Origin of the sequence: Caulobacter sp. (assembly GCF_049283275.1) — a bacterium.
GTDB lineage: Bacteria > Pseudomonadota > Alphaproteobacteria > Caulobacterales > Caulobacteraceae > Caulobacter.
The window spans coordinates 1-10473 of the sequence record NZ_JBAPVS010000109.1 but is presented as its reverse complement, the minus strand read 5'-3'; the positions used below and the strand labels follow the sequence as shown (position 1 = coordinate 10473).

At 70.1% G+C, this 10473-nt stretch carries 12 protein-coding genes and 1 pseudogene; 4 read left to right on the top strand and 9 right to left on the bottom strand.

Going from position 1 to position 10473, the window contains the following annotated elements; translation table 11 throughout:
* Positions 1 to 96 precede the first annotated feature (96 nt).
* The 4 genes from WAL33_RS05340 to WAL33_RS05325 all read right to left on the bottom strand — a co-directional run bounded on the left by WAL33_RS05340 (position 97) and on the right by WAL33_RS05325 (position 3891).
* A complete protein-coding gene (locus WAL33_RS05340) occupies positions 97 to 531 on the bottom strand; it encodes a thiol-disulfide oxidoreductase DCC family protein (protein WP_422179220.1) in 435 nt (144 codons plus the stop codon).
* Positions 528 to 1118 carry an SRPBCC family protein gene (locus tag WAL33_RS05335; RefSeq protein WP_422179218.1) on the bottom strand — a complete coding sequence of 197 codons (591 nt, stop codon included), beginning with the start codon at positions 1116 to 1118 and terminating at the stop codon, positions 528 to 530. The genes WAL33_RS05340 and WAL33_RS05335 overlap by 4 nt, the downstream gene beginning before the upstream one ends.
* A 35-nt stretch (positions 1119 to 1153) precedes the next feature.
* Entirely contained in the window at positions 1154 to 3094 is a 1941-nt protein-coding gene (gene acs / locus WAL33_RS05330; RefSeq protein WP_422179216.1) for an acetate--CoA ligase, read from the bottom strand.
* 137 nt (positions 3095 to 3231) lie between these two features.
* A complete protein-coding gene (locus WAL33_RS05325; protein ID WP_422179214.1) occupies positions 3232 to 3891 on the bottom strand; it encodes a peroxiredoxin in 660 nt (219 codons plus the stop codon).
* Positions 3892 to 4012: 121 nt separating this feature from the next.
* On the opposite strand from WAL33_RS05325, the gene WAL33_RS05320 reads away from it, so the two are divergent.
* The gene (locus WAL33_RS05320; protein WP_422179213.1) at positions 4013 to 4762 is read left to right on the top strand and encodes a creatininase family protein; all 750 of its coding nucleotides are present in this window, start codon (positions 4013 to 4015) and stop codon (positions 4760 to 4762) included.
* A gap of 24 nt (positions 4763 to 4786) precedes the next feature.
* Here WAL33_RS05320 and WAL33_RS05315 read toward each other — a convergent pair whose 3' ends face one another.
* From WAL33_RS05315 to tsaD, 5 genes are all read right to left on the bottom strand, one after another.
* A complete protein-coding gene (locus tag WAL33_RS05315) occupies positions 4787 to 5350 on the bottom strand; it encodes a type VI secretion system tube protein Hcp (protein WP_422179211.1) in 564 nt (187 codons plus the stop codon).
* Positions 5351 to 5418: 68 nt separating this feature from the next.
* Positions 5419 to 5787: a Rieske (2Fe-2S) protein gene (locus WAL33_RS05310; protein ID WP_422179209.1), complete on the bottom strand. Its 369-nt coding sequence runs from the start codon at positions 5785 to 5787 to the stop codon at positions 5419 to 5421.
* Positions 5784 to 6065, bottom strand: coding sequence for a YciI family protein (locus WAL33_RS05305; RefSeq protein WP_422179207.1), 282 nt, complete (start codon positions 6063 to 6065; stop codon positions 5784 to 5786). Before WAL33_RS05305 ends, WAL33_RS05310 begins: the two co-directional genes overlap by 4 nt.
* 130 nt (positions 6066 to 6195) lie before the next feature.
* Complete coding sequence (locus WAL33_RS05300; protein ID WP_422179206.1) at positions 6196 to 7191, bottom strand: NAD(P)H-dependent glycerol-3-phosphate dehydrogenase; 996 nt, start codon at positions 7189 to 7191, stop codon at positions 6196 to 6198.
* Positions 7188 to 8291, bottom strand: coding sequence for a tRNA (adenosine(37)-N6)-threonylcarbamoyltransferase complex transferase subunit TsaD (gene tsaD / locus WAL33_RS05295; RefSeq protein WP_422179204.1), 1104 nt, complete (start codon positions 8289 to 8291; stop codon positions 7188 to 7190). Before tsaD ends, WAL33_RS05300 begins: the two co-directional genes overlap by 4 nt.
* A gap of 71 nt (positions 8292 to 8362) precedes the next feature.
* Between tsaD and hemC the strand changes: the two genes are divergently transcribed.
* The 3 genes and pseudogenes from hemC to WAL33_RS05280 all read left to right on the top strand — a co-directional run.
* Positions 8363 to 9319, top strand: coding sequence for a hydroxymethylbilane synthase (gene hemC / locus WAL33_RS05290; protein ID WP_422179202.1), 957 nt, complete (start codon positions 8363 to 8365; stop codon positions 9317 to 9319).
* Positions 9320 to 9323: 4 nt separating this feature from the next.
* A complete protein-coding gene (locus WAL33_RS05285) occupies positions 9324 to 10043 on the top strand; it encodes a uroporphyrinogen-III synthase (protein WP_422179200.1) in 720 nt (239 codons plus the stop codon).
* 43 nt (positions 10044 to 10086) lie between these two features.
* Positions 10087 to 10473 (top strand): annotated as a pseudogene (locus WAL33_RS05280) (hypothetical protein); the annotation flags it as partial.

Genomic DNA, 10473 nt, shown 5'->3' with positions numbered 1-10473 from the left:
GTTCCGGCGTGGGCGCGCCGGACGGGGTCGGGCAGGGCTTTCCAGCCGTCGCCGAGCAGACCGGGGAACAGGCCGCGAGCAGTCATGCAGCCGCTCTCATGACGGGGGCGGCTCCAGCACGAAGCGGGCCTTCTGTTCGGGTGTGGGCAGCATGCAGGTCGAGCGCTTGCCCATCAGCCGATAGCGGTTGGCGGCCAGCCAGTCATAGGCGCCGTCCAGCCAGGGTCGGGGCAGGACGCCGATCACGGACAGCCACGACCAGGGCGGGCCCAGCCGACGCAGCAGGGCCAGGATCGCCGTGCTCTTCTCCAGGGCCCGGCCGCCGTCGAGAAACAGGAAGCTGGTCGGCTGGTCCGGATCGATCCCGTGGTCCAGGGCCAGTTGGCGGCCGTAGGCCGACTGGATCGGGGTGAACCGGATCAGGCCCTCGCGGTCGATGGCCAGCACCGCCCGGACCGAGCCCGAGCAGAGGTTGCAGACACCGTCGAACAGCCAGAGGGCGTCGGGGCCGTCCAGAGGTCGTGGGATCATCGCGCCGCCGCCACGCTCTCTCGGCGCAGGGCCCGCAAGGCGTTGGGAACGTCGCGGCGCATGGCCATGGTCGCCATGCCGTTGGGCAGGCCGAAGGGCGCGGTGGCGCGGTTCTCGTAGGTGACGCGGGTGCCCTTCCCGTTCTCAAGCGGCTCGAGCAGCCACTGGCCTTCGCAATCCTTGATGTCGCCCGCCTCACACCGAAAGCCGATGCGCCGGTAAGGGTCCAACGTCAGGCGCGAGGTCGAGTGCAGGGCCGGCAGCAGGAAGCTCCATTTGACGACGTGCTCGCGCAGCTCCATGCGGCCGCCGGCGTCGCGGGACAGCACGCGGCAGCTCTTGACGCTGGGGGTCATCCGGGCGGCCCGCTCGCAGTCTAGGATGGTGGTCCAGACCACTTGCGGCGGGGCGGCGATGTCGATCATCGCCCGTACTTGACCCCCGCGGCCGCTGGGGTCGGTGTGGGCGTCCAGCGCGACGTCGCCGCTTTCGATCCGGTGCAGCCAGTCGGGGCTGGCGCCCTGGGCCTTGGCGACCGCGGGGGCCGCCAGCATCACGAAAGCAACGACAAGGGCTCGGCCAGGCATGACGCCAGCCTAGCCGAGTTTCCGCCCTTAGCGCATCAGGCCTTGGCCCTATTTTTCACCAGGTCGTCGACCACCGACGGATCGGCCAGGGTCGAGGTGTCGCCCAGGCTGCCCAGTTCGTTCTCGGCGATCTTGCGCAGGATGCGGCGCATGATCTTGCCCGAGCGGGTCTTGGGCAGGCCCGGCGCCCATTGCAGAACGTCCGGCGCGGCGAACGGACCGATCTCCGCCCGCACCCAGAGGATCAGGTCCTTGCGCAGTTGGTCGGTGGCCTCGACCTCCGACTTCAACGTCACATAGGCGTAGACGCCCTGACCCTTGATGTCGTGCGGATAGCCGACCACGGCGGCCTCGGCGACCGTGTCGTGCGCGACCAGGGCGCTCTCGATCTCGGCGGTGCCCAGGCGGTGGCCCGAGACGTTGATCACGTCGTCGACCCGCCCGGTGATCCAGTAGTAGCCGTCCTCGTCGCGCCTGCAGCCGTCGCCGGTGAAGTACTTGCCGGGATAGGCCGAGAAATAGGTCTCGAAGAACCGGCCATGGTCGCCATAGACCGTGCGCATCTGGCCCGGCCAGCTGTCGGTGATGACCAGATTGCCCTCGGTCGCGCCGTCCAGGACCTTGCCCTCGGCGTCGACCAGCTGGAGCTTGACGCCGGGCAGGGGCTTGGTGGCCGAGCCGGGCTTCAGGGCCGTGGCGCCGGGCAGGGGCGAAACCAATACGCCGCCGGTCTCGGTCTGCCACCAGGTGTCGACGATCGGCAGGCGGTCCTTGCCGACCACGCGGTGGTACCAGAGCCAGGCTTCCGGATTGATCGGCTCGCCCACGCTGCCCAGCAGCCGCAGGGACGACAGGTCGTTCTGGGCGACCCAGTCGTCGCCCTCGCGCATCAGGGCGCGCAGGGCCGTGGGGGCGGTGTAGAAGATCTCGACCCTGTGCTTGTCGACCACCTCCCAGAACCGGGCCGGGGTCGGATAGTTGGGCACGCCTTCAAAGATCAGACTGGTCCCGCCATTGGCCAGCGGGCCGTAGACCACATAGCTGTGGCCGGTCACCCAGCCGACGTCGGCGGTGCACCAGAACACCTCTCCCGGCCGATAGTCGAACACCGCCTCGTGGGTCCAGCTGGCCCAGGCCAGATAGCCGCCGGTGGTGTGCAGCACGCCCTTGGGCTTTCCGGTCGAGCCGGAGGTGTAGAGGATGAACAGCGGGTCCTCGGCGTTCATCGGCTCGGGCTCGCAGGTCGCCGAGACGCTGTCCTTGACGTCCTCCCAGACCACGTCGCGGTGCGTGGCCAGCGGAACCTCGGCCCCTGTCCAGCGCACCATCAAGACCTTGGTCACCCACGGGCAGTGCTCCAGCGCCTGGTCGATATTGGCCTTCAGCGGCACGCGCTTGCCGCCGCGCCGGCCCTCGTCGGCGGTGATCACGAAGTGGGAGCCGCAGTCCTGGATGCGGCCGGCGATGGAGTCGGGCGAGAAGCCGCCGAACACCACTGAGTGCACCGCGCCGATCCGGGCGCAGGCCAGCATCGCCACCGCCGCGATCGGGATCATCGGCAGGTAGATGGTCACCCGGTCCCCCTTGCGCACGCCCTGGACCTTGAGGACGTTGGCCATGCGGCAGACCTGCTCGTGCAGCTCGCCGTAGGTGACGGTATGGGAATGGCCCGGCTCGTCGCCCTCGAAGATCAGGGCGACCTCGTCCTTGCGGTGCGGCAGGTGACGGTCGATGCAGTTGACCGAGGCGTTCAGCACCCCGTCGGCGTACCAGTGGATGCGGAAGTCGTCCTTGGCGAAAGAGACATCCTTGATCTGGGTCGGAGCCTTGATCCAGTCCAGACGGTTGGCCAAGTCGCGCCAATAGCCCTCGGGGTCGGACTCGACCCGGGCCAGGGCGGCCTCATAGCCGGCGGCGTTGATATGGGCCTTGCCCGCCCAGTCGTCGGGAACCGGAAAAACCTGTCCGTCGCTCACGCCGTGCACTCCCTTTGTCTTGTTGGCCGGGAGTTATGCCCGGCGAAGGGCGGGGCGCAAGAAGACCATTCGGGATTTTGTCGCCAATGCGCGGCGGGGGCGCCGATCGGTCAACGGCGCCTCGCCGCGGAGGGCTTTCAACCCGGCTGCTTGGTGGTGCGCAGATAGGGCTTGTGGGTGGTCCATCCGGCCGGGAACAGACCCTTGGCGTCCTCGTCGCTGACCGAGGGGACGATGATCACGTCCTGGCCCTGTTTCCAGTCGGCCGGGGTGGCCACCTTGTGGGCGGCGGTCAGCTGCATCGAGTCGATGACCCGCAGGATCTCATCGAAATTGCGGCCGGTGGTCATCGGATAGACTAGGATCAGCTTGATGGTCTTGTCGGGCGCGATGATGAAGACGTTGCGGACCGTGGCGTTGTTGGCGGCCGTGCGGCCGTCCGAGCCCCCCGCCGTGTCGGCCGGCAGCATGCCGTAGAGCTTGGAGACCTTCAGGTCGGTGTCGGCGATCATCGGGAAATTCGGGGCGGTCCCCTGCGTCTCGGCGATGTCGGCGGCCCAGCGGGCGTGGTTGTCCACAGGGTCGACCGACAGGCCGATGACCTTGACGCCGCGCTTGTCGAACTCGGGCTTCAGGCGCGCCACCGCGCCCAGCTCGGTGGTGCAGACGGGGGTGAAGTCCTTGGGGTGCGAGAACAGCACCACCCACGCGCCGTCGGCCCAGTCGTGGAAACGGATCGGGCCTTCGGTGGTGTCCTGGGTGAAGTCCGGCGCAATGTCGCCGAGTTTGAGCGTCATGGACGTCTCTCCTGATCCGCCAAAGGTTCGGCTTCACCATTGGATGGCGTAAAGCCGTCCCCAATTTGTAGGCGCGCGTCTTTCCCAGCGCCGCCCAGGATTTCTCGCGGAGTTTCCAGCCATGCTGCTCGCCCTTTCGACCTGGCCCGAGATCGAGGCCTATCTGGCGACCTCCAAGACGGTGGTGGTGCCGATCGGCTCGAACGAGCAGCATGGGCCGACGGGGCTTCTGGGCACCGACTGGCTGTGTCCGGAGATCATCTCGCACGAGGCGTCCAAGCAGTCGGACAGCGTGCTGGTGGCCCCGACCTTCAATGTCGGCATGGCCCAGCATCACCTGGCCTTTCCGGGCACCATCTTCCTGCGGCCCTCGACCTTCATCGCCGCGATCGGCGACTGGGTGCGCTCGCTGGGGGCTCACGGTTTCGAGAAGATCTATTTCCTCAACGGCCACGGCGGGAATGTCGCCTCGATCGAGGCGGCCTTCTCGGAGATTTACGCCGAGTACAGCTTCCGCAGGGAGCGTGCGCCCTTCGCCCTGAAGCTGAAGAACTGGTGGGACCTGCAGGGGGTCCTGCCGCTGGCCAATCGGCAGTTCCCGACGGGCCATGGCAGCCACGCCACGCCGTCCGAGATCGCCGTCACCCAGTGGGCCTATCCGGACACCATCAAGGATGTCCCGTACGCGCCGAAGATCGCCCCGACCGGCCCGATCCGCGAAGCTCTGGACTTCCGCGCCCGCTACGCCGACGGCCGCATGGGCTCGGACCCGGCACAGGCCACGCCCGAAAAGGGCGGAGAGCTGGTGGCCCAGGCGGCCAAGTCGCTGATCGAGGATCTGGCGGCGTTCTCGGCGGAGGCCCGGATCTAGCTCTGGGCTGCGCGGGCCCGTCGGTCAGGCGGTGAAGGCGCCGATCGGCCGGTTGCGGGCAAGGCTCCAGCCGGCGCTGACCTGGCCGGTCGTCGCGCCCGCCGTCTGCACGACGTAGGTCCAGAGGATTTCGGTGAAGTTGAGCTTGAACCGCTCAGTCGGCATGTCGTCAGGGTGGGATTGGAATTCGATCTCGCTGACCAGGGCGTCGCGCAGGGCGATGGTCTGCACCACCGCGTATTTGTCGCCCGAGCTGCGCAGGACGTAGATGAAGGTGGGCTGCCGCTCGCCCGCCCCGAGCGATTTGACCCGCATGCAGGCGTCGTAGAGCCGCACCGAGGCGGCGTCGATCGCTTTCACGCAGGCGATCTCGGTGATGATCGGACGGCCCGAGGTGCGCGCCATGTTGCTGACGTCGGTCGTCATCTGCTGCTTCAGGCCCTGGCCGATCGAGATCAGCTTCAGGCAGCGGCTGGGGTCGGGCGCGTCGGGCCCGTCCGGCAGGCCGTCGATCTTGCCCAGGTCCACGCCCATATCCAGGCCCTGGAACAGGCTTGCATCGCCCGGCCGCAGCAGAATGAGATCCATGGCGCCCTCCGTACTGATCGCTCGCTCCCAGCCTAGCCGCGACGCCGAAGCTTGGCGACCGCCCTGGGTCAGGCCGTGACCACCGCGCCGTCCCGCACCGCCACCGGCCACGGCGTTAGGGAGACGTTCGAGCACGGCCCGGCCACCATCGCCCCATCCTCGATCCGGAACAGGGCCGCGTGGCCGGCGCAGAGGATCAGGTCGTTCTCGCGGGTCAGGAACCGGCCGTTCGGCCCGGCCAGCGGCCAGCCGGCGTGCGGGCAGCTGTCGACATAGCCGACCACCGTCTCGCCCCGCCGGATGACGAACCCCGCGAACACCGCGTCGTCGGCCCGGAAGCGAAAGCCCCGCGCGCCGGGCGAGGCGATCTCGTCCAGGGCGCAGAGCACGCTGCCGGGCGCGGGGCGCGCGGGATTGTCCGGGTCGGTTCGGCTCAAAGGCTGCCGATCGCCAGCCGCCAGGCGTGAACCTCGACGCTCTCGAACACCCCGGCGGCGGTGAAGGGGTCGTTGTCGGCCTGGGCCTGGGCGGCGGCCTTGTCTTCGGCCTCTACCACGATGATCGAGCCGATCGGATTGCCGTCGTCGTCCAGCAAGGCGCCGGCCAGCTTCAGGGTCTTGGAGTTGTTCAGATAGTCCAGGTGGGTCGGACGGGTGGCCAGACGGGTCTCGAGCGCGCCGGGCTTGTCCTTGCAGACGATGGCGTAGAGCGGCATGGGCGGTGGTCCTTTCGTGAAGAGTCTTGGTCCGAAATCCTCGTCTTTCGACAGGCTCAGGATGAGGATTTCTACTGCTCGGGCTGAACAATCGTCCTCATCCTGAGCCTGTCGAAGGACGCACCGCGCCCTAAACCTCGGCCTTCAGCGGCCGTGACAGCAGGCCGAGGATGGCGCTGTCGACGCCGACCTCGCCGGCCAGGATGGCGGCGACGGCCTCGCAGATCGGAGTCTCGACGTTCAGCGAGCGGGCCAGGGCGCGGACGGCGGGCGCGGAGGCCACGCCCTCGGCCACCGAGACCTTGCCGGCCAGGGCCTGTTCCAGGGTCTGGCCCCCGCCCAGCGCCAGGCCCACGCTCATATTGCGCGATTGGGGGCTGGAGCAGGTCAGGACCAGGTCGCCCAGGCCGCACAGGCCCGCGACGGTCTCGCTCTTGCCGCCCAGGGCCACGGCCAGGCGGGTCAGTTCGGCGAAGCCGCGGGTGATCAGGGCGGCGTGGGCGCTGCGGCCCAGGCCCTTGCCCTCGACGATGCCGCAGGCGATGGCCAGGACGTTCTTGACCGCCCCGCCGGCCTCGGCCCCGATCACGTCGTCGGCCCAATAGGGACGGAAGGTCGGGATGGCGATGGCTTGACCGATCCGGCGGCCCAGGGCCTCGTCTTCGCAGGCCAGGGTCACGGCGGTGGGCAGGCCGCGCGCCACCTCGCCGGCGAAGCTGGGCCCCGACAGCACGGCGATCGGTGCGCTCGGCAACACCTCGGCGGCCACGTCGCTCATCAGCTTCAGCGTGCCTTGCTCGACGCCCTTGGAGCACAGCACCACCGGCACGCCCGCTTGCAGATGCGGCTTCAGGGCGGTGAGCGCCGAGCGCAGGTGCTGGGCGGGCGGCACGGCCAGGATCAGGTCGCAGGCCGACAGGGCCGCCATGTCCGCCGAGGCGGCGACGGCGTCCTCCAGCTTCACGCCCGCCAGGAACATCGTATTTTCGCGGTCGGCGGCGATCGAGGCCACGACCTCGGGCTCGCGGGCCTGCAGGGTGACCTGAAGGCCGGCCCGGGCGCAGACCTGGGCCAGGGCGGTGCCCCAGGCCCCCGCGCCGATGACGCCCACATGCTTGAACGTCATGCCTTGGCTCCCTTGCGACCGAAACTGTTGCTCGGATTGGATAACGCGGCCGCCTCGTCCAGGGGCCAGCGCGGACGCGCCACGGCGTCCAGATCGTCGGAGATCCCGACCGCCAACCGTTCGGCCCCGGCCAGGGCGATCATGGCGGCGTTGTCGGTGCAATAGGCCAGGGGCGGGGCGTCGAAGCTGAAACCGTTGTCGGCGCAGTTCTTCCGCAGCGCCTCTTTCACCGCGCCGTTGGCCGCCACCCCGCCGGCCACGACGAAGCGCAGCGCCTGGCCCGGATGGCCGGCGGCGTAGAGCTTCATGGCCCGGTCGGTGCGTTCCGACAGCTGGCGGGCGATGGCGAACTGCACCGCGGCGGCCAGGTCGGCGCGTTCCCGCTCCGACGTGACCTTCTCAGCCAGCCGCGCGGCGGCGGTCTTCAGGCCCGAGAACGAGAAGTCGCAGTCCTTGCGGCCCAGCAGGGCGCGGGGCAGGTCGAACTTGCTCGGGTCGCCGGACTTGGCCAGCGCTTCCAGGGCCGGCCCGCCGGGATAGGGCAGGCCCAGGCTCTTGGCGATCTTGTCGAAGGCTTCGCCGGCCGCGTCGTCGATCGTGGTGCCCAGGCGGGTGCAGGCCCCAACCCCGGCCACGTCCAGCAGCTGGCAGTGACCGCCGGAGACCAGCAGCAGCAGGAACGGATAGTCGATCGTCGCCCCGAGCCGGGCCGAGACCGCATGGCCCTCCAGGTGGTTGACCGCCACCAGCGGCAGGTCCCGGGCCAGGGCCACGGCCTTGCCGAACGCCAGGCCGACCATCACCCCGCCGACCAGGCCGGGTCCGGCCGTGGCGGCCACGCCGTCCAGGGCGTCGAAGCCGATCCCCGCCGTCCGCATCGCCTCGGCGACCACCGCGTCGATGGCCTCGACATGGGCGCGGGCGGCGATCTCGGGCACCACCCCGCCGAACGGGGCGTGCTGCTCAAACTGGGTGCCGACGATCGACGACAGCACCGTAACGCGGCCGTCCTCGTCCCGGCGCACGACGGACGCGGCGGTCTCGTCGCAGCTGGTTTCCAGTCCAAGGATGGTGAGGACCATTTTACTTAAGGGGGTCATTCGGTTGCGGCCGCTTCGCCGCTCCTGTAGCAGGCAAGACGTCTTTCGACCTTGCAGGTAACGTTCGAACCTTGTCCCGGCAACCCATCCGTATCGGTGCGCGCGGCTCCAAGCTGTCGCTGGCCCAGTCCGGCCTGATGCAGGCCCGTATCGCCACCGCCCTTGGTTGGGGCCCCGGCGACGATCTCGACGCCTTCGCCCAACTGATCCCGATCGTCACCAGCGGCGACCGCATCCAGGATCGCCGGCTGATGGAGATCGGCGGCAAGGGCCTGTTCACCAAGGAGATCGAGGAGGCCCTGCTCGACGGCCGCATCGACTGCGCCATCCATTCGCTGAAGGACATGCCGGCCGAACTGCCGCCGGGGCTGGTCCTGGCCGCCGTGCCCGAGCGCGAGGATGCGCGCGACGCCTTCGTCAGCCACGTCGCCGAGCGGCTGGAGGATCTGCCGAAGGGCGCGCGCCTGGGCACCGCGTCGCTGCGCCGCCAGGCCCAGGCCCTGCATGTGCGGCCCGACCTGGAGATCATCATGCTGCGCGGCAATGTCGACACCCGGTTGGCCAAGCTGGAGCGGGGCGAGGCCGACGCCATCCTGCTGGCCCAGGCCGGCCTCAATCGGATGGGCCTGGGCCATGTCGCCCGCAGTTGGCTCGACCCGATCGCCGCCCCGCCGGCTCCGGGCCAGGGCGCCCTGGTCATCGAGACCCGGGCCGAGGATGTCGACCTGCCGTGGCTGCAGGCCGTGCGTTGCCAGGTCACCACCCTGGCCGTCGCCGCCGAGCGCGGGGCCCTCTACGCCCTGGAAGGCTCGTGCCGCACGGCGATCGGGGCCTATGCCCGGCTGGACGGCCTGACGCTGACGATGATCGTCGAGGCCCTGACCCCGGACGGCGTCCAACGCTTCCGTCGCGAGGGCGCGGTGGTTTTGTCGAGCGTCGACGCCGCCGACGAAGCCCGGGCCCTGGGCCTGGAGCTCGGCGCCGCCGTCCGCGTCGAGGGCGGTCCGGCCCTGATCCTGACGGAATAGGCCCATGACGGCGGCGGCGAGGGGCGGCGCGCGGCGGATCTGGGTCACCCGGGCCTTGCCGGGCGCGGAGGCCACCGCCGCCCGTCTCATCGCCATGGGTCTGGAACCGCTGGTCGATCCCCTGCTGGCGGTCCGCGACCTCTCGCCGCCCGTCGACCTCACCGACGTCGCGGTCCTGGCCTTCACCAGCGTCAACGGCGTGGCCGCCTTCGCCCGCCTGCACGGGGATCGGGATCGGCCGGTCTTCGCGGTCGGCGACCGCACGGCGCGGGCGGCGCTGGAGGCGGGCTTTGTCGACGTCGTCTCGGCCGACGGCGACGTCCAGGCCCTGGCGGCCCTGATCGTGAGCCAGGCGGCGCGGTTGGATGGGGCGGTGCTGCACCCCTGCGCCCTGGAGCCGGCGGGCGATCTCATCTCGCCCCTGGTGGCGGGGGGGCTGAGCGCGCGCCGCCTGGCGGTCTACGAAACCCTTGATCGCGATCCTTCGCCCTCGACCCTGGCCGGGCTCGACGGCCTGGAGGCGGTGCTGCTGCATTCGCCGCGCGCCGCGCGGGTCCTGTCCGGGTGGCTGGAGCGGCTTCCCGCCCCCGGCTTGCGGGCGCTTTGCCTGTCTTCGGCGGTGGCGCGGCCGCTTGGGACGCTCGTACAGGCGGGACGTCTGGGTTGCGTGACGTCGGCGCCGCACCCGAGCGAAACCGCGCTGCTTGATCTGCTCACGCCCTAGCTGAACGATTGCGCGGCGCGGCGGCGTGGGGCACGAATGGCGTATGACGATCGCTCCCGACCCCGTTGAATCCGCCGCTCCGCGCGACCCGGCGCTGTATGGACGTCGTCGCCTTCTGGGGCCGGGCTTCTGGGCGCTGATCGCCTTCGGGATCCTTTGCGTGGCGGCCGGCGCGGCCCTGGCGCGATTCGGCCCGACCTGGTTCACGGGCGCCAAGCCGCCGCCGGCGATCCAGCAGCCCGCCGCAAGCCCGCCGCCGGTTCAGACAGGAACGGTCCAACCGCTCTACGGCGCGCCCAACCCCGTCGCCGTCCCGCCGCCGGCCGCTGAGGACGTGGCGCAGCTGGAGGGTCGGGTCGCGATGCTCGAGACCGACCAGCAGCGGACGCTGGACGCGGCCGGCGCGGCCCTGGCCGCCGCCACCCTGGCC

Coding starts and splice junctions, on each gene's coding strand:
- WAL33_RS05340 (WP_422179220.1), bottom strand. CDS start 531: ATGATCCCACGACCTCTGGACGGCCCCGACGCCCTCTGGCTGTTCGAC.
- WAL33_RS05335 (WP_422179218.1), bottom strand. CDS start 1,118: ATGCCTGGCCGAGCCCTTGTCGTTGCTTTCGTGATGCTGGCGGCCCCC.
- WAL33_RS05325 (WP_422179214.1), bottom strand. CDS start 3,891: ATGACGCTCAAACTCGGCGACATTGCGCCGGACTTCACCCAGGACACC.
- WAL33_RS05320 (WP_422179213.1), top strand. CDS start 4,013: ATGCTGCTCGCCCTTTCGACCTGGCCCGAGATCGAGGCCTATCTGGCG.
- WAL33_RS05315 (WP_422179211.1), bottom strand. CDS start 5,350: ATGGATCTCATTCTGCTGCGGCCGGGCGATGCAAGCCTGTTCCAGGGC.
- WAL33_RS05305 (WP_422179207.1), bottom strand. CDS start 6,065: ATGCCGCTCTACGCCATCGTCTGCAAGGACAAGCCCGGCGCGCTCGAG.
- WAL33_RS05300 (WP_422179206.1), bottom strand. CDS start 7,191: ATGACGTTCAAGCATGTGGGCGTCATCGGCGCGGGGGCCTGGGGCACC.
- tsaD (WP_422179204.1), bottom strand. CDS start 8,291: ATGACCCCCTTAAGTAAAATGGTCCTCACCATCCTTGGACTGGAAACC.
- WAL33_RS05285 (WP_422179200.1), top strand. CDS start 9,324: ATGACGGCGGCGGCGAGGGGCGGCGCGCGGCGGATCTGGGTCACCCGG.